The sequence below is a fragment of the Treponema sp. Marseille-Q4130 genome (assembly GCF_014334325.1).
Lineage (GTDB): Bacteria > Spirochaetota > Spirochaetia > Treponematales > Treponemataceae > Treponema_D.
The window spans coordinates 59970-83796 of the sequence record NZ_JACSET010000003.1; the positions used below are offsets into that span (position 1 = coordinate 59970).

The 23827-nt window shown below is 48.6% G+C and carries 21 protein-coding genes; 2 read left to right on the top strand and 19 right to left on the bottom strand.

Translation table 11 applies throughout. The features are described from left to right. Positions 1-5 precede the first annotated feature (5 nt). The 10 genes from H9I36_RS04035 to H9I36_RS04080 form a co-directional block, all read right to left on the bottom strand. Positions 6-629 carry a dihydroxyacetone kinase subunit L gene (locus H9I36_RS04035; protein WP_187384099.1) on the bottom strand — a complete coding sequence of 208 codons (624 nt, stop codon included), beginning with the start codon at positions 627-629 and terminating at the stop codon, positions 6-8. 96 nt (positions 630-725) lie between these two features. Continuing rightward, entirely contained in the window at positions 726-1733 is a 1008-nt protein-coding gene (locus H9I36_RS04040; RefSeq protein WP_187384100.1) for a dihydroxyacetone kinase subunit DhaK, read from the bottom strand. A 62-nt stretch (positions 1734-1795) separates the two neighbouring features. Beyond that, positions 1796-1861 (bottom strand): ABC transporter ATP-binding protein C-terminal domain-containing protein, encoded by a 66-nt coding sequence (locus H9I36_RS13030; protein ID WP_187384315.1) that lies wholly within the window; start codon positions 1859-1861, stop codon positions 1796-1798. A 192-nt stretch (positions 1862-2053) separates the two neighbouring features. Beyond that, positions 2054-2365, bottom strand: a complete 312-nt coding sequence (locus tag H9I36_RS04050; RefSeq protein WP_187384101.1) for a PG0541 family transporter-associated protein — start codon at positions 2363-2365, stop codon at positions 2054-2056. 20 nt (positions 2366-2385) lie between these two features. After that, entirely contained in the window at positions 2386-5541 is a 3156-nt protein-coding gene (locus H9I36_RS04055; RefSeq protein WP_187384102.1) for an efflux RND transporter permease subunit, read from the bottom strand. Positions 5542-5638: 97 nt separating this feature from the next. Beyond that, on the bottom strand, positions 5639-6568 hold the full coding sequence (locus tag H9I36_RS04060) for an efflux RND transporter periplasmic adaptor subunit (protein WP_187384103.1): 930 nt from the start codon (positions 6566-6568) through the stop codon (positions 5639-5641). Next, complete coding sequence (locus H9I36_RS04065; protein ID WP_187384104.1) at positions 6565-7971, bottom strand: TolC family protein; 1407 nt, start codon at positions 7969-7971, stop codon at positions 6565-6567. Before H9I36_RS04065 ends, H9I36_RS04060 begins: the two co-directional genes overlap by 4 nt. 66 nt (positions 7972-8037) lie before the next feature. Continuing rightward, positions 8038-9267 (bottom strand): TetR/AcrR family transcriptional regulator, encoded by a 1230-nt coding sequence (locus tag H9I36_RS04070; protein WP_187384105.1) that lies wholly within the window; start codon positions 9265-9267, stop codon positions 8038-8040. 147 nt (positions 9268-9414) lie between these two features. Next, positions 9415-10590: a MalY/PatB family protein gene (locus H9I36_RS04075; protein WP_187384106.1), complete on the bottom strand. Its 1176-nt coding sequence runs from the start codon at positions 10588-10590 to the stop codon at positions 9415-9417. A gap of 162 nt (positions 10591-10752) precedes the next feature. Beyond that, complete coding sequence (locus H9I36_RS04080; RefSeq protein WP_187384107.1) at positions 10753-11655, bottom strand: M15 family metallopeptidase; 903 nt, start codon at positions 11653-11655, stop codon at positions 10753-10755. A 324-nt stretch (positions 11656-11979) separates the two neighbouring features. Between H9I36_RS04080 and H9I36_RS04085 the strand changes: the two genes are divergently transcribed. Both H9I36_RS04085 and H9I36_RS04090 read left to right on the top strand, forming a co-directional pair. Then, the gene (locus H9I36_RS04085; RefSeq protein ID WP_187384108.1) at positions 11980-13347 is read left to right on the top strand and encodes an MATE family efflux transporter; all 1368 of its coding nucleotides are present in this window, start codon (positions 11980-11982) and stop codon (positions 13345-13347) included. Positions 13348-13366: 19 nt separating this feature from the next. Beyond that, positions 13367-13867: a GNAT family N-acetyltransferase gene (locus H9I36_RS04090; RefSeq protein ID WP_187384109.1), complete on the top strand. Its 501-nt coding sequence runs from the start codon at positions 13367-13369 to the stop codon at positions 13865-13867. Between the two features lie 47 nt (positions 13868-13914). Here H9I36_RS04090 and pheT read toward each other — a convergent pair whose 3' ends face one another. The 9 genes from pheT to dnaA form a co-directional block, all read right to left on the bottom strand. Then, on the bottom strand, positions 13915-15660 hold the full coding sequence (gene pheT, locus H9I36_RS04095; RefSeq protein ID WP_187384110.1) for a phenylalanine--tRNA ligase subunit beta: 1746 nt from the start codon (positions 15658-15660) through the stop codon (positions 13915-13917). A 173-nt stretch (positions 15661-15833) separates the two neighbouring features. After that, the gene (locus H9I36_RS04100; RefSeq protein ID WP_187384111.1) at positions 15834-16385 is read right to left on the bottom strand and encodes a hypothetical protein; all 552 of its coding nucleotides are present in this window, start codon (positions 16383-16385) and stop codon (positions 15834-15836) included. Positions 16386-16461: 76 nt separating this feature from the next. Continuing rightward, positions 16462-17553 (bottom strand): dTDP-glucose 4,6-dehydratase, encoded by a 1092-nt coding sequence (rfbB, locus tag H9I36_RS04105; RefSeq protein ID WP_187384112.1) that lies wholly within the window; start codon positions 17551-17553, stop codon positions 16462-16464. Beyond that, positions 17538-18137, bottom strand: a complete 600-nt coding sequence (gene rfbC / locus H9I36_RS04110) for a dTDP-4-dehydrorhamnose 3,5-epimerase (RefSeq protein ID WP_187384113.1) — start codon at positions 18135-18137, stop codon at positions 17538-17540. Before rfbC ends, rfbB begins: the two co-directional genes overlap by 16 nt. A 105-nt stretch (positions 18138-18242) precedes the next feature. Continuing rightward, on the bottom strand, positions 18243-19115 hold the full coding sequence (gene rfbA, locus H9I36_RS04115; RefSeq protein ID WP_187384114.1) for a glucose-1-phosphate thymidylyltransferase RfbA: 873 nt from the start codon (positions 19113-19115) through the stop codon (positions 18243-18245). Between the two features lie 134 nt (positions 19116-19249). Next, positions 19250-19783, bottom strand: a complete 534-nt coding sequence (locus H9I36_RS04120; protein ID WP_187384115.1) for a DciA family protein — start codon at positions 19781-19783, stop codon at positions 19250-19252. Positions 19784-19810: 27 nt separating this feature from the next. After that, a complete protein-coding gene (gene recF / locus H9I36_RS04125) occupies positions 19811-20974 on the bottom strand; it encodes a DNA replication/repair protein RecF (RefSeq protein ID WP_187384116.1) in 1164 nt (387 codons plus the stop codon). Next, positions 20974-22077 carry a DNA polymerase III subunit beta gene (gene dnaN / locus H9I36_RS04130; RefSeq protein ID WP_187384117.1) on the bottom strand — a complete coding sequence of 368 codons (1104 nt, stop codon included), beginning with the start codon at positions 22075-22077 and terminating at the stop codon, positions 20974-20976. The genes recF and dnaN overlap by 1 nt, the downstream gene beginning before the upstream one ends. A gap of 272 nt (positions 22078-22349) precedes the next feature. Beyond that, on the bottom strand, positions 22350-23750 hold the full coding sequence (gene dnaA, locus H9I36_RS04135; protein WP_187384118.1) for a chromosomal replication initiator protein DnaA: 1401 nt from the start codon (positions 23748-23750) through the stop codon (positions 22350-22352). Positions 23751-23827: the final 77 nt, after the last annotated feature.

Genomic DNA, 23827 nt, shown 5'->3' on the forward strand with positions numbered 1-23827 from the left:
GATAATTATTTTCCCTGACAATACGTATTTATCGCTTCAAACAAGAGTTTGCCGACGACCGATCCGCCGTCGAGCACTCCGATACTTTTTTCCGCATAATAGGCCGCACGTCCGTGTACCGCTTTCATATTTTTCGTATTTTCCGAACCCTTTGCGGCGGCGGCGGCAGCAGCTTCGAACGCTTTTTTTTCACCGTCGGCGCTGTGCTTTTCAAGTTCATCGACTGCGGGAATAAAGGCGTCCATGATCGTTTTTTCTCCGGCTTTCGATCCGCATTTTTCACTGATCGCTTCGATCCCCGCTTTGAATGCGGCACTCGTTTCCGCCAAATCGATATCCGTTTTGCCGCGCATCGCTTTCGCCATACCCATAATGCCGATCGACGTAATCGTTCCGAGCGATGACGGCGCCTTTTCGTTAAACGTCATCCCCATCTTCATAAATAATTTTCCCAAGTCAGTTTCATCGGCGGTATCGAGAAAATCGCTCACCGCTTTATAACCTTCGCTCATGGAAATACCCAAATCACCGTCGCCGTTTTGCTGGTCGAGCTGAATGAGATAATCTTTGTTTTTCGTCATCACATCGCTTATAATTTTACATGCACCTTTTACATCCTGTGCGTTCATCGGCAGCCTCCGAAAATTAATAATTTTAAACGGGCTGCCCAAAAGCTGAAAGTTTCGGGCAGTTTCTACATCTTTTGTATATTTTTTCAATAATAATTATTTATTTTCATTCGTATAGAACGGAGTCGACGCCGGAGCGCGGAGCAATTCTTCAAGCTGCGAATCGAGTTTGAATACGGTAATCGACAAACCGGCCATCTCCATAGACGTCGCGAATTCTCCGATGTGCGGCATAAAAATGCTCACATTTTTTGCGGCAAGCATCTTTGCGATCGAACGATAAACGATGAGCTGCTCTTCAAGCGGCGTCGCGCCGAGTCCGTTTACCATAACGGAAACTTTATCGCCGGAAGCGAGCGGCATATCGGCAAGGATTTTGTCGAGGATAACCTTTGCGACTTCATCGGCCGTCATCATTTTACGCACTTCGATCCCGGGTTCGCCGTGGATGCCCATTCCTACTTCGATTTCATCGTCGTTGATGGAGAACGTCGGCTTTCCGACTTCCGGAACGATGCACGGAGAAAGCGCGACACCCATCGTTCTGATATTTGCAAGCGCCTTTTCCGCAACGGAAGCGACTTCGTCAAGCGACATCATTTTATCGGCGGCCGCACCGGCAACTTTAAACGCATATACCATACCCGCAACACCGCGGCGCTTTGCCGCCGTTTCTTTTGCACTGGAAGCGACGTCGTCGCACACGAGTACGGTTTTCGTTTTTATATCGTCCATATCGACCATTTCACAAGCCATGTCGAAATTCATTTTATCGCCGCCGTAGTTTCCGTAGAGGCACAAAACGCCGCTGCCGCGGTCGCACGCTTTAATCATATTCGCCATCTTCTGAGATGACGGAGAAGCGAACACATTGCCGATCGCGCAGCCGTCGAGCATACCGCTTCCGACATAGCCCAAAAACACCGGCAAGTGCCCGCTGCCTCCTGCCGTCACGATGCCGACTTTGCCGTCTTTTACGGGATAACCCGAAACGAGCACGCGGCAGTCGCCGTCGAGAAAATGCACTCTGTCGCCGTACGCAAGTTCGATGCCTTCCATCATTTCGTTTACAAAATCTTCCGGTTTGTTAATAATCTTTTTCATACGCACCTCCATATTGATATTGATTTAATAATTTATATTGCGGACAATCGATTATGACGCTGTCATCCGCCCAAATACGCTTTGATCACCTGCGGATCGGAAAGCAATTCTTTTCCGGTGCCTTCCATGATTACTTTGATGGGTTCGCGGCAATCTATAAGATATCAGTAATATCTCACGGATTATCTATCAGTAGTATAAGGCCACTTTTCAAATAACGCAAGTTTTTTTTACAATTTTTTTGGAGAATTTTTAGCGCTCGAGCAGTCCGTATCATAACAAAGGCTCTCCGCGTTACGCCGATAAAATCTCGCGCGGCGCTAAAACTCTTCCGCTTCGCTTATAAAACAGCCGACACATTCGGTCGGGTATTTTTCACGCAGCTTTTTAATAATCGATTTCAATTCAGCTTCTTCGTCGCGGTCGCAGTAGATGATGTACATCGCATTGAGCTGCGGCCACACCGAGTCTCCGAGCCGCGGATTACCGTAACCGGCGCCCATCACCGAAGGAATTTTCGTAAAGTGCAATCCGACTTTGCGTTCGGCAAATTCCTGCTGAAAATCTTCTTCGAGCGCCTGCGAAAATATGATCTCCATTCGAACGCGCCGTATTCCGTTTATTTCGTCCATAGAAACTCCTTTTAACTCCGTTACGCTTCGCGAGCGCGAAGCAGTTTTCGCTCAAGCTTCCGCTGCCGTCTCGAATTGACGATATAATACACGGTCGGCATTACAAAGAGCGTCATCAAAGAACCGAAGGTCATACCGCCGAACACCGTCAAACTTATCGGCTGCATACTTGCCGAGCCCTCGCCGGGGAAAAATGCCATCGGCATGAGCGAAATGACGGTCGTAAGCGTACTCATCAAAATGGGGCGCAGGCGGTTTCGCGCGGCTTCGATGCACGCGTCTTCGAGTGCAAGGCCGCGCTTACGCAGCAGATTCGTGTAGTCGACGAGGACGATACCGTTGTTGACGATCGTACCGACGAGAACGAGTACGCCCATAACGGTGACGACGCTTAAACGCGAACCGTTGAGCGCGTAGATCGCAATGACGCCGATAAAGGACAGCGGTATCGTAAACAAAACGATAAACGGATCCATAAACGATTCGAATTGACTCGCCATGACGATAAACACGAGGATCGATGCCATTATGATAATCAAACCGAAATTTCTAACGGCTTCCATCATATCTTCATAGTCGCCGGAAAATCCGATGCGCACGTTTTCGTCTTTCGGGATATTCTCGTTTATAAGTTTTTGTATTTTATCCTGCACTTTATCAAGCGAAAGCCCCGCCACGGGCTTAGCCGTGATGTGAATAACGCGCGCCTGATTTTCGCGTAAAATCGTCACGGGAGAAGTCGTCTCTTTATAGTGCGCGAAATTCGAAAGCGGGATGCGTTCTCCCGACGCGTTTACGATCGAAAGCAAATCCAAATCGGCAAGCTTCGTTTTATCTTTTTTCGAAAGCCGCACGATGACGTCGATGTCGTCGCCGTTGTCGGTATAACGGCTTGCAGTCGTACCGTTGATGAGCGCCGCCACTTCGCTTCCGACCGTATATACGTTTACTCCCAACTCGTACATACGCTCGCGTTCGAATACCAATTCTACCTGCGGCAGTCCGTCTTCCAAATCGCTTGAAACTTCGGTGACGACATCCTGCGCCTGCTCTCTTAAAAGCTCTTCAAGCTGAGCGCCGGTAGCGCGGAGTTTGTTCAGATCGTCGCATTTGACGTTGATGCTCATACCGCCGGTGGACATACCGTTTTGATTTTGCGCGAAGCTCACTTTGACACCGGGTATTTTATTAAAATATTTCCGAAGCTTCGCCTTTGCCGACTTTTCGTTGTCCCAGCCCTTTTCGCGCTCTTCTGCCGGATACAGCGTAAACGTCACGGTTCCGGTATTCGTTCCCGATGTCGATGAAAATATATCCGTTCCGCCGACCGTCGTCGATGAATATTTGACACCTTTTAATTCCTGCGTCGCCGTCGTTTCAAAGCCCCGAAGCGTATCGTCGGTAACTTCGAGCCGAGTTCCTTTCGGCAATTCGAATTTGACGGAAACGGTATTCGATGCGGGTTCCGGCATAAAAATAAAACCGATAAATTTGACGGCCGCTACGGACAACACCAACAAGCCTATGAGTGAAAAAATACACAGTTTACGACGGTGCAATACGAATTTCACGCCGCGTGCGTAGGCATCGTCGAGACGCGAAAAAAAGTGCGTAAACCGGCGGTTGATTTCGAACCGCACACCTTCTCCCCTGTCCGCAAGTTTATCGATGCGGAGATACTTCGAGCTCAGCACGGGTACGAGAACGATCGCGACGACGAGCGAACACAAAAGCGAAAAGATTATCGTCATTGCGAGATCGTTGAATATCTGTCCCATCATACCGAGCTGACCTTTGAACATGAGCATCGGAAGAAAAATACATACCGACGTAAACGTACTCGCGCTGATCGAAAGGATCATCTCCTGAGAACCGAGCACTGCGGCAACGCGCGGCTTCGCGTCTTTTTGCCGGTACGCGTAGATATTTTCGAGGACGACGATCGAGTTGTCGACGAGCATACCGATCCCGAGCAGCAAACCCGCCATAGAGATCATGTTGATCGAAATCTTCGTAAAGTACATGAGAAAGAGCGTGATGAAAACCGACACGGGGATCGCGAGTCCGATGATGACCGTACTCTTAATCGAACGCAAAAAGATAAACAGCACGATGACCGCGAGCAGTGCGCCTTGGATGACGGACTTTACGACTTCCGCAATCGTCTGCTCGATGATATCCGTATCGTTCGACGATTCGATGATATCGACGTCGGACGGCAATTCGACTTTTATAGCCTTGACCGCCTTGCGCACGGCGTGCGCCGCGTTTACGGAATTTTTTCCGCTCTGTTTTTGGATGTTCAGTATAACGCAGGGCGTTCCGTTCAAATAGGCAAGCGTGTTTTCGTCTTTGTAACCTTCGTACACGTCGGCGACGTCGCGCAGGCGGATCGTTGCAACGCGAGGCCTCGCCGAGCCCGGAGCGGCCGACGCTTTATACGAAATGACGGTATTTTTCAAATCTTCGACGCTCGTGTACTTACCGCTCGTTTTTATCGTGTAATTGATATCGCCGCTTGTGATCGTACCGCCGGAACTCTGTACGTTTTGCGAACCAATCATCTGCGCGACGGAAGTGATCGAAAGACCGTACGCTTCGAGCCGGTTGCGCGGTATGTCGACGTTGATCGATTTTTCACGACCGCCGACGATCTCGGCAGACGCGACGCCGTCGATCTGTTCGAGACGCGGCTGCACGATATCCTTCGCATATCGGCGGAGTTCTTCGGGCGTTCTGTTCCCCTGCAGCGCGAGCGCCATGATCGGCATGAGCGACGGATCGGCTCTGATCGTCGTAGGCGAAGATGCACCCGTCGGCAGATAACTCCGCACCAAATCGATTTTATCGCGTATTTCGGCGACGGCAGCATCGAGGTTCGTGTTAAAATTGAATTCCATAAAGATCAGGCTTAAACCGGACGACGACTGCGATTGCATTTTTTTCAAACCGGTCGCACCGGAAAGCCCGTTCTCCAATATGCGCGTCAAACTCTGCTCGACTTCTTCCGGGCCCGCATTTTTGTATTCGGTATAAACGAGCATATACGGCAGCTTCATATTGGGATACATATCGACAGGGAGCTGCGTCGTACAGTAAATACCGAGTCCGATGAGCGCGATAAACGTCAGCAATACGGTAACGGGCTTATTGACGGAGTATTCCGATAATGTCATTTACGACTTCCTTAATAATTAATAAATTGAATATCGATGCACAAAACGCTCGGAAAATTTCGAGTTTTAGAAAATTCGAAATTGACCTAATCTCACTTCAGTTTGCGGCACCGACTATATTTACCTTTGCGCCGTCGTTCAAGAGCGTCTGCCCTTTTACGACGATTTCATCGCCTGCCGAAAGCCCGCTCGTAATTTCCGTGCGGTTGTCGACGGAGATACCTTCCGTTACCGCCAGCATTTTTACGACGGCAGTTTTATCGTTTTGCGCCTGAGACGCAATTGCAAATATGTACGGCTTACCCGCCCGCGTGATGACAGCCCCCGACGGGACGACGATGGCGTTTTGTATACTGTCGGTGATAAGGCGGACGCTTCCGTACATACCGACTTTAATACGTTCATCGGGCGGAGAAAGATGCAGCTTTACCGCCATCGTCCGCGTCATCGTGTCGAGGACGGGAGACACTTCGACGACCTTTGCCGTAAAGTCGATGCCGGGATAAGCTGCAAACTGCGCGGTCGCCGACTGTCCGCGTTGAATGCGGCTCACAAAGCGTTCGGGAATATTGACGCGGATTTCCAAATCGTCCGTGCTGCCGATCTGCACGACGGGCATCGTCTGAGAAACCGTCGCACCGACCGACGGCATCGATGTGATGATCCTTCCGCTTACCGGAGCGCGCACGGGACTTTCGCTGTACGACATGCCGGGACGGCTCGCGTCGACGTATGCGATCACTTGATCTTTTGCAACCGTATCGCCGATGTTCGAAAGCACGCGCGAAATTTTTCCGCTCATGTCCGGCAGCACGTCGACCGCCGAAACCGATGCGACGTCTCCTCCGAATTCGAGATATTGATCGAGGTTGCCCTTTTCGATTTTATACGTATTGACGGCGTAAACGATATCGTCTCCTTCACCGCTGGCGGCAGCCGTATTTTTTTTGCAGCCCGCTATCGGAGCGATTATTAAAACGAGCGATAAGATGCGGGCGATTTGTATAAAGCGATTCGAATATTTCATCGAGTTCCTCCCTTTGTCGTTGCTGCAGTGCTCTTTACCGTCAAATCCGTATTCAAGGTTTCTTCGAGATTGAGCAATGCCGTAATATATTGATAGCGCTGATTCGCCAAACCGAGCCGCGCTTGATTGAGCTGACGTTCCGCATCGCGGAGGTCGAGCAGTTCGGTCGTACCGTTTTGATACGAACGCAGCGTCATCGCATACGAGCGCTGCGCGAGTTCGACGTTGCGCTGCATCGAAGCGATCTGGCGTTTTGCCTGATCGAGCGTATTGATCGCAGTGCGCACTTCGAGCTTTTGATTTTCAGTAAGCTGTTCACGCGAGATTTTAAGCTTTTCGAGATTCGCGCGAAGGTCTTTCGCTTTTTGGCGGTTCGAGGAAAACGGCAGCATATTCGTAATGTTCCACGCGAGCGTCGCACTGAACGCACCGTTATCGTTCCAATTATCCTTATCGAACCAATTCGAATCGAGGGCGTCGCGCAGCATCGGCTGATAATTCCAATTCAAAGACAGAGCCGGCGAAAAACTTGCAAAGTCGAGCGATGAAAGATTGTGCTCGAGCATTTCGATATTGTTGTCGAGGGAGCGCAGAGCGAGCGATGAGTTCCCGTACGTCGCAATCAAATCGTCGGCATCGACATCGATAAGAGCGGGATCGATCGAACCCGCAAGTTCGATCTTCGTGCCGGAAGGCATACCGAGCAAAAACACGAACATATCGAGCTGCTGCGCGAGAGAAGTTTCCGCCTGCTCCGTTTCGGGAATTTGATTTTCATACTGCACTTGCGCCTGCAAAAGCTGCAGTTCTGGGATCCTTCCGTTTCGATAATTCACCGCCGCCTGCACGCTCCGCCGCCGTGCGTTTTCGAGCGTTTCCCGCTGAATCGCGAGGTTGTCCCTCTGCAGCAAAAGACCGAAAAACAGCTTTTTAACATTGGTAATCGTTTTTCGCTCCGTTTGCTCCCGCGTTATTTTGCCGCCTTCGTAGCCCGCCTTTGCCGCACGTATTTGACCGATGTACGCAAGGCTCAAATTCAGTCCCGCGCTCAAGTTTCCGACAGCCGCCCAGTGCATACTTTCCGTTTCCGAAACGGGCGGTCGACCGAAAAATCGCAACAGAGTATTTTGCTGCTCGAGCGATGAACTGATATCCGTCGTACGGCTGAGCGTTCCCGTCGCCTGCACGTCGGGTAAAAATACGTTCCACGCATTGTCGGATGCTCGCTTGGCTATCTCCAAATCGATATCCGCACTTTTGAGCGCGCGGCTGTGGGCACGCGCATAGTCGACCGCTTCATCGATCGTCAACGTTACCGTCTCGCCGCTTTGAGCAAACGAGCGCAGCACGACGCTTAAAAAAATTAATAATATTGCTTTGTATTTTTTATTGCATATATTCATCTTAGCTCCTAAGTTCATACAAATTATTAAGTGCGCACGAAACACCGAACGGTATCACCGCGATCGTCAGCTTCCGCCCCTCTTACGAACGGCAGTGTTGCCGATCCCCGATTCCGTCATCGCGTATAATTTTTTCAATGCGGCAAACATACGCTTGTCCGAAAAACCGAGTCTGCGGCAATGGATAAACATCGTAACGACGATCGCGAAAAACCAGCCGAGAACGCGTTGAGAGGTCGGGGGTATACCGACATCGGGAAGCGAAGCGATAAAACGCTTCCAATAAACCGAATCGTATATCGTATCGACGAAATCCGGCGCTTCGGCACGATCGACAAAATCGTTGATGCCGATGAGACTCGAACAGATATCGACTGTCTCGGGATACTTTATAAAATACAGCAGTTCCGTTCGGAGGACGGCGTACGTACATTCTTCATCCGTCGTCAAACCGTCCATATTTTCGGCGATCATACCGTGCATTCGAATCACTTCGTTTTTTATAAGCGATTCGACCATTTCGTTTTTACTTTTATAGCGCGAATAGAGCGAGCTTTTAGCGAGGCGCAATTTTTTTGCCAAGCGTTCGATCGTAATGCCGGCCGCTCCGTATTCGGACACGACGGAAGCGAGTGCAAGAAGCTCGTCGGTAAGCGGCGCTTTCTTTTGCATTGCGGATTTAAAACGCGCATCGAGCTGTGCGAGCCGCTTTCTTTCGGGAATATTTTTTCCGATACCGTTTTCAATCAGGGCTGCAAGTTTATCCGCAAAGTCGGCGGAGTCCGCAATGTTCGGAGTATTCGTATCGAGCGCGTCGAAACGGATCAGCGTAAAAATAAAAATCGTCGTACCGACGTAGATGCTCGTCACATAAAGATCCGTATCTTTGATCGAACCGTCCTTTGCGAAAAGCGAATCGAATACCCGTATGCTGCGCTTCCGCAATTCCCGTACAAAGGCTCCTTCGTCTACTATACATTGCTGCGATTGAAAATACATGACGTATTCGCGGTGATTGACCAGAAAATCGACTGCCTCGGACATCGCTTCGATGCGCTTGCCGTTTTGATAGCATTCGAGCATCCGCCGCACGACTTCCGCGATGCCGTCGAACATGCGCACATTCATCGCTTGTCTGATCGAAGCTTTGCGCGGAAAATGCTTAAAGATAGCCGCTTTACTGATGCCGACTTTTTGCGCGATCTGCGACAGCGAAATATGCGTAAATACCGGCTTGCGGTAAAACGAAAATGCTGCGTCGATTATTTTGTCCCGCGTTGAAACGCCTTCCTTCATACAATTCCCAAACAGTTACGGATGAAAAAGGTTACCGATTGTTCGGTAACCTACGGAACTATAGCGAATTGTTAGAATTTTGTCCAGAGAGGGCTGTCTCAAAACTCGGTTATTTTTTCGACAGTCCCTGAGGGCGCACCGTTCGTATTATTTCCGCTTAGCGCAGTACGCGCGCACTCCCGCTTTCAACCGCGCAAGTCCGTCGCTCACCGTCGATCTCGGACAGGCGACGTTCATGCGGAGAAAAGAGCGACCGTTTCCGCCGTAAATCGCGCCTGCAGTAAGGTAAAGCCCCGTTTCGCTTCTGATAAAACGCGCAAGGTCGTTCGAGTCTTCGGTGATTTTCGAGCAGTCGAGCCACAAAAGATAAGTCGCGTTCGACGGAACGACAAAGATTTCGGGTATTTCATTTTTAACAAATTCACGCACCGATTTTTTATTTTCGAAGATGTATGCGCGAAGTTCGTCGAGCCACACCCCGCCTTTCGTAAATGCCGCAGCAGCAGCGATACATGCGAATACGTTCGGATCCGCGACTTCGTCGGTGTTGAGCTGCCGATCGATCTTCGCATGAAGCTTGGGATTTTTTGAAAATACGGCGGCAGTGTGCAGCCCTGCGATGTTGAACGCTTTCGAGGCTGCAACGCAGGAAACGCTGTTCATCGCGCAGGTTTCCGAAACCGATGCGAACGGAACGTAGGCGGCACCGGGATCGGTGAGATCACAGTGGATTTCGTCGCTTATGACGATAACGCCGTGCTTCGCACAGAGTTTTCCGATGCGTTCAAGCGTTTCAGCGTCCCAGATTTTTCCGACGGGATTGTGCGGGTTGCACAAAATAAAAAGAGACGTCTGCGGATCGGCGAGCTTTTTTTCGAAATCCGCAAAATCGATTTCGTACGCGCCGTCTTTATACGCAAGCGGGCTTTCGAGAATGCGCCTTCCGTTGTTGACGATCGAATTGAAAAAAACATTGTATACCGGCGTCAAAACAACGACGTATTCGGCAGGCGTCGAAAATTTCCGCACGGCGCTTGAAAGCGCGGGTACGACACCCGTACAAAACGAAAGCCATTCTTTTTCAATCGCAAAGTTATGCCGTGCTTTCCACCAGCCGATAAGGGCATCGTACCAATCCTCTTCGATGACCGGATAACCGAACACGCCGTGCTTTACGCGCTCCGAAATCGCATCGATTATTTCCGACGCGGCTTTAAAATCCATATCGGCGACCCACATCGGAAGTTCGCCGTCTTTTACATCCCATTTATACGATGCCGTATGTTTCCGATCGACGATCGTATCGAAATCATATACTGCCATTTTTATTGTCCTCCGTAAATAATTTTGCATTTTGCATATATGCAATTATATACGCTTTATTAATTTTTATACAAGTCGATTATTAATTTTGTGTATCCGGAAAGGGCGATTCCCGAAACGAAAGCCGTCGTTGAAATCGCTTTTTTCATATTTATTAATTTTTCAGCCGCTTCGATTGAACGCGATCAGTTCGGGATGATATTCGAAATGCATATTGTCCCAAATCGGCCACTTGCCGCCCCAGATAAATCCTTCCGATTCAAACGCTTCGATCACTCCGGCCGGCGGCATCCAGCGTTTTTCGAGCGGCAGCGTCATCCACCCGTCGGGATCGATATCGCGCCGCCATGCCCAGTAGATATTTTTTTGTCCCCAACCGCGCGGCAGGACATCGAGCGCGATGCCGTAGCTGTGAAACGAACGCGAAGCGCGGTCGCCGATTTCCCTCCAGTTGTAGCTGTCTACGCGCGCCAATTCGTCGATAAAGCGCTGCACGGCAACATCGGTTTTCGCGCGTTCGCGGATTTTGTTTTCGACGCGCGCAAGCGGTGCAAAAATCCGTTCGTGCGCATTTGTATATTTACCGAGAAACGACACGCGCTTTATGTGCGTTTCGGTCGATTGCCGTGTCGCGCAGTCGTAAACCGCATTGAAAAAATAGGGCGATGTGCCGGCTTGACGCGAACGGTTTTCCGCCGAAGAAAAATTGCGCAGGCGGCGTATGTCTTCTTCGGAAAACTTCGCAGGATCGGGAACTTCTTTTGCATAGGGATAAAGCAGCGGCCAATAAGATCCGCGCTCGGCAAGTTTGTCCGCAGGAAGCATTTTGCCGTCCGCCCAATATAATACCGCCGCTTTACGTCCCGATCTGCCGCTTTGCACGATATCGATTTTAAAATCGGCGAGCTCAGCGTCATAGACCGCGGTAAAAGAAATATCGGGGTAAGCATTGCGGAGAAGGCCGAGCTCTTTCGGCTCGGGCGGAGCGGCAAAAAGAGATACCGCAAAAAATACAAAGAGCGGCGATGAAAAAAAATATTTTAACCGGTGTTTCGCTATGTGCATCGACTACTCCAAAAAGGTGCCGAAAAAATGCCCTATAGGGAACCTCTAAAAACTGCAGTTTTTAGAGGTAACTTTGAAAATGCGATGTTGTAACTCGCGATAACACAGCGAGTTACAACTCGTCAGCATCTCGAAAAAATCGCTAAAGGTGAGTTTTTCGAGATGCCCTATATACGAAAAAAATATAAGAGCGGCAAGTTACGCGCCGAACATATTGTTTTGACAAACATTTTATTATATTGTAAAAAGACGTCGGGTTTCATTTGTCTTCGAATCGGATGCTAGACTTTATACGATGAGCGCGGTGAACGCGCGGGGTTGATTATGACTGCATTGCCGGGTTTTTACAGCACGCTTTTTACGATTGCCATTCCGATCGTCTTGCAGAATTTTTTGCAAACCTTCGTCAACATGCTCGACACGGTGATGGTCGGCAGGCTCGGCGCAACGGAAATTGCAGCGGTCGGTCTCGGCAATCAGATTTTTTTTATCCTCAATATGATGCTCTTCGGCATTTCAAGCGGCGGCGCCATCTTTGTCGCGCAGTATTGGGGTAAAAAAGATATCGCCGGGATCCACCGTACTCTCGGCATTACGCTTGCGCTTTCGTTCGTCCTTTCTCTTGCTTTTACCGCAGCGGCACTTTTTTTTCCTCACGAATTGATTTCGCTGTATTCTTCGGATGAGCGCGTCATCGCTCTCGGCGGCCGGTATCTGCGCTGCATCGCTCCGAGTTATCCGATGCTTGCGCTGAGCTTTGCGTTTCAGTTGGCTTTCCGCGCGACCGAACACGTACGGCTGCCGACGGTAAGCACGGCAATATCGTTTTTCGTAAACGCCGTTTTCAATTATCTTTTGATTTTCGGCGCCTCCGTTTCCGTTTTCGGAACCGCTCTAACCGTACCGGCGATGGGGGTACAAGGTGCCGCGATCGCGACGGTGATTTCCCGATTCGTGGAACTCGCGATCACGGTCGGTTGGTCGTATCGGAAAAAATACGAAGCGTGCGGTCGTTTTACCGAACTCTTTTCGTTCGATCGCGATTTCCTCGCGCGTTTTGTCAAAATCGCGCTTCCCGTCATCATAAACGAAACGCTGTGGGGCTTGGGGATCACGATGGAGCATTCGATTTTTTCGCACGCGAGTACCGACGCGCTTGCGGCGTTCAATATAACCGGAACGATTTCCCAGCTGACGTGGGTATTTTTTATCGGCGTCGGAAACGGCGCAGGGATCATCATCGGTAAAAAAATCGGCGAAGGTGCCGAAGCGGAAGCGCGCCGGTATGCAAACCGATTCGCATGGTTTATGCCCGCGATGGCCGTCCTTATCGGCTCTCTGCTCTTTCCGCTTTCGCTCGCGCTTCCCCTTCTGTTCAATGTCGGCCCGCATATCATCCGGCAGGCGCGGCTTATGCTGCGCGTCCTCATGTGCGTCTATCCGGTAAATGCGTTCAATATGTTTTTCATCGTCGGTATGTGCCGCTCAGGCGGCGACACGATTTACGCGGCAATCAACGACGGCGTATGGATGTGGTTCGTCGCGATCCCGATCGCATACATAGCCGCTTTTGTGCTGCACGCGGAACCCTACGTTATCTATGCGTGTTTGCAGATCGAACAAATTTTTAAATCCGGTGCGGGTCTGCTCCGTGTGCGCAACGGCAAATGGCTGCACAACGTTACGCACTAGATTAATAAATAGGGGCAATATGACGATTCGAAACGCTCTGCAAAAAGATTTCGACGATATCCTGCGTATCTATGCGCGCGCCCGCGAGTACATGAAGCGAAACGGAAATCCGACGCAGTGGGGAGAAAACTTTCCGCCGGAAGCGTTAATAAACGATGACATACGGGAAAAACGAAATTACGTCGTCGAAGCGGACGGCGGCATACACGGAGTGTTTGCATTTATCCTAGGCGACGATCCGACGTATGCGCGCATCGAAGGCGCGTGGAAAAGCGATGCACCCTACGGGACGATTCACCGTATCGCAAGCGACGGCGAAGTAAAAGGCGTTTTTGCCGCAGCGATCGCGTTTTGCAAAACACGCAATTCTCACCTCAGAATCGACACGCACGCCGACAACAAAACGATGCGATATGCGATCGAAAAAGCGGGTTTCAAAAAATGCGGTATCATCCGTGTAGCCGACGGTACTCCGCGCATCGCATACGAACTTATACCCGAGGAAGCGGAGTTTCGCTGATCTCGCGAGCAAACACCGAAAAAATCGCTGAAACCGGAAGCTCTCTTTCAGAGGCTTTCGAGCAAGGCTTCCAAATCGATTTCGCCCGCGACGCAGGGCACCGTCACTGCCCAGTTTTCGAGCACTTGCGGATCGACTTCGCCGAAGACACCGACTGCTTTGCCGCCTACGAGAACGGCGGCTTGTCGGCCGGCAATAAAGCGCGGATCGGCGCTCTCTTTTACTTCGTACGCATGGTCGAGAAAATACAGGAGAGCGGCGACTTCGCTTGCCCCGTCGTTGAAGTTCGCGTTTGTCGCCGCCGTTAAAAAGCCCAAGTGTTGGCGTGTACGCGTGCCGGTATTTTCTTCGTCGCAGAGATAGGCGACTTTGCCGATTTCGAAAATCTTGTGCGGGAACTGCGCGTTCGCCGATTTGCTTTCCGCGCGGAGCAGAGAAGATATCATCTCCGGTCTGATAAATTGATAATTTTCGCTCATCGGATTTGCGATTTCGATAACGCTCGATTCGTCGATGAGCATATTGTCGATATAATCGTGGCGGCTTCCGACGTAGTTGAAAATCATCTCCTGATAGCCGAGTCCGACCATAAGCGTTTTCGCTTTACGGCTGAACTGCGTTATCGGCAAAAGCCTGCCGATCGTAAAATCGCTCGGGCTTTGCGGCTCGAACGAAGCGATATCCCGCCCGATCATAACGTCTTCGATCACATCGACTTCGTGTAAAAAATCGTTGCGGTACGGCGGAGGAAAGAGCGTAAACTCTTCATCGTCTTTTCCGTCGATCGTCAATTTTTTTACCGTCGTTTCATCGCCCATACGATAGAGTGCGGCGCACACTTCGTCCGCCGTAAACGACGAGCCGAGCATTTTGTTGATATGCGAAAGATAGGCTTTTGTCGGAACTTGAAAATAATACGGACACACGACCGTTTTGCCGAATTTCGTTTCGTAAGGATAGTCGACGCGCATCGGAAGAATTTCGTAGCCGCTTTCGGCAAAATCGCATGCGACGATGTTCGCCGCGAGCATAAGGCTTTCCATATCGTCGCCGGTCAGTTCGACCATTAAGCCCGTGTCTCCGACTTGTACCGCACCGAGCGTCGCGCTGTTGATAATCGGCGCCATCGACATGATTTCGCCCTTGTCGTCGACGAGCAGCGGAAATTTATTAAAATCTTTTAAAATCCAACCGTATTCTTTTCCTTTCGGATGTTCGCTCAAAATTTGACGGCACGTCATGGGCTCTGTGCACTGCAGCGGCACAAAAGACGTTGCGTCGGGATCGACGGCTTTATAATGCACGGGAAATGCGATGTCCGAAACTCGGTACACGCCCATCGAAATCGTCTTCCGCTTGCGTCCGAAATTCCACGCAAGTTTTTCCTGCGTTTGAATGATATCTTTCAGCATCGCATCGTCGATCGCTTTTCCGGAAATCACGAAAGCGACGATGTACGGACGGATGTGCTGCAGTTCGGCGTCCACAGTGACGACGCGGTTTTCCGGATCTTTTACCGCATCGGGAGCAGACATGAATTTTTGATAATCGGCGTGCGCCGCTCCGTCGTGCAGGGAGAGCTGCCGCGCGATGCCGACCGTCGACCACAAGTCGGGGCGATTCGTGTCGTTAAGTTCGATTTTAATAACGCGCTCATCTTCAGGCTTGGACGCGTCGGGCTTTTCATCGAGTTCGGCTTTTGCGCACGGCAATTTTGTTTCAAGTGTATCGTAATTGTATTTTTTTCCGAGTAAAGTAAAAAAACTTTTTTCGTTGACTTCGATTTTGGGCATTTCTATCCTCTCAATTCTCGGCGATTATTATAAAACATCATATCGATTTGTTCAATTCGCGCATACAAAAAATGCAGGAGCGGCGTATATTCCGTACCGCTGCCGGAGTCTTCCGCATAAAAAATGAACGCATTCCGACAAAACGAAATCTCATTGTTTATGAATACGGAATCTTATCGTTTATGAATTTTAATACCGTCTTTTTGCAGTGCCGATTTTAAGGTTGCATCTTCTTCCAAATACCTATATCCGATGCCGCATACCCAATCCGGCAATTTTAAAATTTTTAATAATGATAAAAGAAAGTCATCTGCAAACGTGCATTCTTCGAATTTTTCCATACAGGTTTCCGTTTTCCAGCGGGTTTCGTCTATACCGAAAATCGAAGGAATATTTTCCTTTTCTTTTCGGATAAATTCTCCGTCGTTAAAATATTCTTCTTCGTTATCGATGACGAATATTTCTTTTCCGTTTTTGTATATGATAAAATACAAAACATCGCTGTCGTGTATCATATAAGAAATGACAGACTTGTCGGTTTTCGACGAAAGCTCTCTTGTAAACTTTTTGATTTCCGCCGGATTCTGCTCGTCCATCTTTTCTTCCGTAACGAGCCGATAGCCGTCATCCTTTGAGCAAAGATAAAAATTTTTCCCTTCCAATATATTTTTTACATCTTCCGTATTTTCTTTCGGATACAATGTTGCCGCGTAAAAACTTCCCATAAAACGCTTTTCCCTGCATAAAAAGTAAAATCGACAATACGAAAATATATCTTTTATTGAACAGTTTCACATTCCCTTATCGCTTCGCGTAATTTTCCGCGATCCACGTTTTGTATTCGCCGGAGAGGATGTGATCGATCCAATCCCGATGCGAAAGATACCACGATACCGTACGGCGAAGTCCTTCGTCGAACGAAATTTTACGCTGCCAGCCGAGTTCGGTTTTGATTTTCGTACAGTCGATCGCGTAGCGGAGATCGTGTCCGGGGCGGTCTTTTACATGGACGATCGTCTTTTCAACGTCGGCGACGTCTTTATGCAGTTCGCCTGCCGTAAGCTCGATGAGTTTTCGCAGCAGTTCGATATTTTGCAGTTCGTTTTCTCCGCCGATATTGTATTTTTGTCCGGCCTGGCCTTTTTGCAAAATGAGGTACACCGCGCGGTTGTGATCTTCGACGTAAATCCAATCGCGCACGTTCTTACCCTCGCCGTATACCGGAAGCTCCTTTCCGTCTCGGATATTTGCGATCATGAGGGGGATGAGTTTTTCGGGAAACTGATACGGCCCGTAATTGTTCGAACAGTTCGAAAGCGTAAGCGGCAAACCGTACGTGTGGCTGTATGCCGACGCGATGTGATCGCTCGACGCTTTACTCGCCGAATACGGAGAGCGCGGATCATAGGGCGTCGTTTCCGAAAAAGCCCCCGTCGCGCCGAGCGAACCGTACACTTCGTCGGTGCTTATGTGGTGAAAGAGCACGTCTTCGCGCATCGAACCGTCCGCTCTTTGCCAAAAATTGCGTGCGGCGTCGAGCAACGTAAAGGTTCCCATCACGTTCGTTTTGATAAAGGTTTCCGGCCCCAAAATAGAACGGTCGACGTGGCTTTCCGCCGCAAAGTGCACGATCGTATCGATGTCGTACTGTTTTAAAATGCGTTCGATTTCCGCCCTGTCGCAGATATCGGCTTTTTCAAAAAAATAGCGCGACGAACCGTAGTCGGCTTCGATGTCGGAAAGGCTTTCGAGATTGCCCGCATAGGTGAGGCAATCGACATTGACGACGCGCCCTGCAAAACCGCTTTCGTTCCCGAGCAAAAATCGAATGAAATTACAGCCGATAAAACCGGCGCCGCCGGTAACCATGATATTTGTTAATTTCCGAGCCATATACCGTCCTTTGAAAAATAGTGTGTATCTTTATCGAATGAGGGATGTTTTTTATCTTTTTCAGAAAGAAGCGGCATTATGCCGGGAGCCGCGCGTTCCCAATCGATTCCGATCGACACATCGTTCCACATGATGCCGCCTTCACCTGCGGGGTCGTAAAAGTCGGTGCACTTGTATGCAAAAACCGCTTCGTTGCTCAGCACATAAAATCCGTGTGCGAAGCCTTTCGGAATGTAAAATTGATTCTGCTTCTCTCCGTCGAGTACAACTCCGCAATATGTTCCGAAAGTCGGAGAATCGTTTCGTAAATCGACAGCGACATCATACACGCTGCCCGATATGACGCGCACGAGTTTTCCCTGCGGATGTTTCGTCTGAAAATGCAGCCCGCGCAAAACGCCTTTTGTCGAGCGCGACTGGTTGTCCTGCACAAAGCGCGCATCGATCCCTGCCGCGGCAAAGTCCCGCTCACTGTACGATTCGAAAAAATAACCGCGCGCATCTCCGAACACTTTCGGCACTATTTCAAACAGTCCCGCGATCGGGACTCCGTCAATCGAGCATTGATTAAACGTAAACGACACCGCATACTCCAAAATTAATAATTAATAATTCGTATCGCATGAGGCGCATGTCCTCAAAAAATGCGTATATATTTTTAATCTCCCGCACCGTTCGTAGAGACCTCATCACAAGCTTGCGATGTATTCGAGATACCGCCCGTAATCCGTTTTATAGCCGCCGGCAAGTTTTAATAAATCATCCCGCGAAATCCAACCGTTTCGATACGCAATCTCTTCGATGCACGACACGTACAAACCCTGTCGCTTTTCGATCGTCGCGATAAAGTTGCCCGCTTCGAGCAAATCGTTGTATGTGCCGGTGTCAAGCCACGCCATACCGCGTCCGAGCAGTTCGACCGATAAGGCAGAGCGTTCGAGATACGCATTGTTTACCGACGTAATTTCAATTTCCCCGCGCGCCGAAGGTTTTACATTCGACGCGATATCGACGACGTTGTTATCGTAAAAATACAAACCCGGCACCGCGTAATTGCTTTTCGGGTGAGCGGGCTTTTCTTCGATGCCGATCGCCTTACCGTCTTTATCGAATTCGACGACGCCGTACGCGCTCGGATCTTTTACATAGTAACCGAAAATGACAGCGCCTCCCTTTGTCTCGACGCGTTCAACCGCGTTTGAAAGGCTGCGCGAAAAACCCTGTCCGTAAAACACATTGTCGCCGAGTACCAGCGCAACCGTATCGTTTTTAATAAAATCCTTTCCGACGATAAACGCATCCGCGAGTCCGCGCGGTTTATCCTGCACCGCGTAGTCGAAGCACATACCGAGCCGCTCTCCGCTCCCGAACAGCTCTTCGAAAACCGGCAGATCGCGCGGCGTTGAAATTATTAAAACTTCGCGTATTTTCGAAAGCATGAGCGCCGACAGCGGGTAATAAATCATCGGTTTGTCATAAAGCGGTAAAATCTGTTTCGAAACCGCTTTCGTAATCGGATAGAGGCGCGTACCTGACCCGCCCGCAAGAATGATACCTTTCATAATAAAAATATATCACAAGAAAAGCAGATACGCAACGACGGTATTTTTGACTCGGCGGTATTTTTTGACAGTATCGATCGCGTGATAAATGAGCGAGTTTGCAATGCAAACGGTTTATGCGTTAAGTTTACGTGCTATGTTTGTGTTTTCGCGGCTTTTTCTATGCTCACCTTCAGCGCATCGAATTTTGCCTGCAATTCGGGAGAAAGAGGCTGACCTTTACGTGCGCCATTTTTATCCGGCTCGCCGTAATGCGTTTTATAACGCTTTTCCATTTTCCGCCGCTCTTCGGCAACCTGTTCGTCGTAGCTTTTACCGCAGAGTTCCGCGCCGCTCCCTTTCAATTTAAACGACAACGTCGTTATGCCGAGTTCCGGTACGGCGCGCTGTAAGCCGGTTAAAATAAATTTCGAATAGAGCTGTAAAATCTGAATCCAGCCCGGATGATCGGCTTCGACAAGTAAAACGCCTTTTTCAAACTGTACGGGATTCGTATGAGCGCAAAGCTGCTCGCCGTAATCGCGGCCGGAAGAACGCACTTTCGACACGACGCGCTTCCACGTGTCGATGAGTTTTCCGCTTTCTTCGAGCGTTTTTTTGTCGAGGTTCGAAAATACGCTCGTTATCATATCAGCTGCGGAAACGATATTTTGTTCACCGTTGTTCATATACGCTCCCGTATGCTCCCGCCGATTTTATTCGTGCGGCCGATTCGATACTTCATTGCTCTGCGGAGAGCTTGTTGATCCCTCTTCCCGCATCTCATGCCATTCCCCATTTTCGATACCGAAAATGTGCGTCTTCGAACGTTTATAGCGTTCGTACGGCTCGCCCGGCAAAAACGTACAAAAAAGCTGATCGTAATCTGGCAAAATTGCCGTCATTTTTTGCCGCTTGTCGGGATCGAGTTCGAGCATGACGTCGTCCATCAAAAAAACCGGCTTTATTCCGGTGACCCTCGTATAATAGACGGCTTGTGCTGCCCGAAGTAAAAGCGCCGTAAGCCGCTGCTGTCCCGTCGATGCCGTCGGTATAAATTGATTTCCTCCGCGCATAAAAAGAATTCGATCGCGGTGAGGTCCGCTCATCGTCGTTTCCATGATTTTGTCCCGATCGCGTTTTTCCGAAAGCCGCTCCCGTATTTCTTCCGGCAAGGGAAAACGCGTACCCGCTCCGTCCGGCATCTCTTTCCACGACGGCACGTAGACGATGTGTACACCGTCTATACCCGCGACGGCTTCGTATAATTTTTCGAAAATCTGATCGAATTGAAAGACCGCTGTTTTACGTTTTTTTTGTACTTCAAGTCCGCACTGTGCAAGCTGCATATCATAAACATCGAGCATTTCGTAGGAACGGTCTTTTAACAATTGATTGCGGTTTTTCAAAATCTTTTTATAATTTCGCAGATCGTCGATGTACAGCGTATCGAACATCGTCAGCGACTGATCGAGAAAAAAACGGCGATGCTCCGGGCCTCCGGTCGCAAAGCGCATATCGTCGTGACAAAAGAGCACGCACGGGATCGTGTTTATCAATTCCTTTCGATCCTGAACTCTCTTGCCGTTTTTTTCGATTCGTTTGATACCGTCCGCACAGCGTATATCGATCTTTTGAACATTGCCGCTTTCCTGTTTGTAGAGCGCGTGAAGCGCAAAGGCCTCTTCTCCCGTTTTTACGATTTGCGAATCGGTATACGTGCGGAACGAAGAACCGTACGCGGAATAGTACAGCGCTTCGAGGATATTCGTTTTCCCCTGCCCGTTCGTACCGACAAAATAGATTTCCTTTCCGGAAAAATCGATTCTGCCGTTTTTCAAATTGCGAAAATTGTCGACTGCGAGCGATAAAAACGGCATCAGTTGAGATTCATCGGCATGATGATGTGAAAATAATCGGATGCCGGTTCGGCTCTCATCGTGATCGCTTTCATCGGTTCGGTAAATTCGAAAACGATGTTTTCCGTGCCGATCGCTTTGATAGGCTCTGCAACATAGAGATAGTTGAGCGCAATCGTCACTTCTTCGCCGTCGTATCTGCACGGGATCTCTTCGACCGCCGTTCCCAAATCGGTTTCAGGTGAAATGAGCGTCAGCGTTCCCGGCGATACTTTGAACAAAAGGCGGCTCACCTTTTTATCGATGAGGATCGTCGTGCGCCTGAGAGCCGAATCCAAATCGGTTTTATTAACTTGGAAAGAAAACTTTTGTTTTTCGGGAATGACTTTTTGATAATTCGGAAACTGTCCTTCAAGAAGCGCAGAGGAAAATTCGTAATTACCGAACTTTACGTAAATCAATTTATCGACGACGGCGACGGAAACGTTTCCTTCATCGCTCGCATTTTTCAAAATACAGCTCAATATTTTTATCGGAACGATGGCCGACGGAAAATCTTTTATACCTTGTGCGATCGATTTTGCCGAATACGAAAGACGACGTCCGTCGGTCGAAACCATAACCAAATCGTCATCTTTTTTAGTAAAGAAAACGCCCGTCATAAAATAGCGATTCGCGTCTTCCGAAACGGCGAATATCGTCTGCGAAATCATCGCTTTCAAATCTTTTGCCGCGACGTCGAAAAAGGGCACGTCCTGTGCCTCATTGACCGAAGGAAATTTATCGCTTGCGATGCTCTTCAGTTGAAATTTTATTTTTTTGGCAACAGGCGTAATCGTTATTTTTACATCTTCCTGTTTGAACTCGATTTCACCCTGCGGAGAAGACGCGAGGATACTCATAAACTTATCGCAGTACACCGTCGTCGATCCTTCTTCCTGCACATCGACCGGAATTTTTGTTAAAAAACCGACCGACGAATCGGTCGCCTTTATCGTAAGTGTATTGTTTTCCGCGCTGAAAAAGATATTCGATAAAATCGAAATCGCGCTTTTATTCGTAATGATTTCCTGAGCGACGGCGATTTCTTTGATCATCGCATCTCTGTCAAAAGAAAATTTCATAGTAAGCTCCTGTATCGATTATCGCAAAATTATTTTTTTTTTTGCAATAAGTCGTTTTTATTAACACAATGTCGCTTCTTAAATTTATAATATATATATAAATTTAGTCATAATAATAGTAAGGTCGGGCAAATTGTGGAAATCTCACGTATTTAATTGTAGCATAGGGATTTACGTCGTATATAACTTGCTGCCCTCTGTCCACATGTTATACACTTTTCCACATTGTATACCTTTTTTTGTGTTTTTTCCACAACATTATAGCACATTATTCACTTTTTGTAATCTTTGATTTCCCTCATCAAAAGTTGAATTCTTGCTTCCAGTGACGAATCGATTTTTATCTCCGATGAAATTTTATCGTATGAATGCATGACCGTCGAATGATCACGCCCGCCGAATTCGCTGCCGACTTCCGTAAACGAATATTCGGTGAGCTCGCGTGCGATGTACATGGCTATTTGTCGCGGGATCACGTATTTTTGATCGCGCTTTTTGCTTTTCAAATCGGCAACCGAAATCGTATACAGATCGGCGACGACTTTTTGAATCGTTTCGATGGAAATCGTTCCGGCCGACGGACTCGAAAAGATATCGCGCAGCTGCTGTTGCGCCACTTCGATCGTAACCGGTTTTTGAATCAATTCCGCATAGCCCGTCATCTTCGTCAAAGCCGACTCCAAATCGCGCACGTTCGTTTCGATATTTTTTGCGATATAGTCGATGACGTCTTCGGGAATTTGCTTATCGAGCAATTTCAATTTATTTAATAAAATCGCACGCCGCGTTTCATACGACGGTAATTTCAAATCGATGCTGAATCCGTTCGACAAGCGGCTTTGCAGACGTTCGTTAAATACTTTCAGCTCTTTAACCGGACGGTCACATGTAAATACGAGCTGCGAATTTTTATCGCGAAGCGCATTGAACGTGTAAAACAATTCTTCCTGTACTTTTTCCTTTCCCTGCAAAAAGTGAATATCGTCTATGAGCAGCACGTCGAGGTTTCTGTATTTTGATTTGAATTTATCCATCGCTTTTGCTTTCAAGCTGATCGACCAGATGAATTCGTTCGCAAACGATTCCGCCGAAATATAGCAGATTTTCAATTTTTCATCTCGATGAAAAAGATAATTTCCGATTGACTGCATGAGATGCGTTTTTCCGAGCCCGACACCGCCGTAGAGCAAAAGCGGATTGAACTTTTTTCCCGGATATTTTGCCGCTGCAAGCGCCGCATTGTATGCAAAGCTGTTGTCTTCTCCGGGTATAAAGGTTTCAAATGTAAAAGCTTCGTTCAGCTGCGGGTGTTTTTTTTGAGAGGCCGGAAAAGCGGCTTTTTCGGCGTTCTTTTTTTGCGGAGCGGCGTTTTGTGCAGTTCCTTTTTCGGCAATATTTTCATTGCTTACGATATGCTGCAGCTTGATATTTTTTTGACCCGTCAGCGATTCTATTTTTTTTGCAATTTTATCGATATTGCCTTTTTTGAGCATCGTCTGCCACAAAAATTCGGACGGAACGGATACGGTTATCGTATTGTCCGTATCTTCAATATATTGCATATTGAACCAGAGCTTGAATTCCGTTTCCTGCTGAGGACCTGCATTTTTATATTCTTCGTGAATTTGATCCATCGCATAGAACCAAACTTCGCGATAGTTATTATTGGGCATAGAAATTAATTATAAACGAAAGTTCTCATATCTGTCAATTTTTAAAAAACGGTAATCGACTGTAACTATTATTCTAT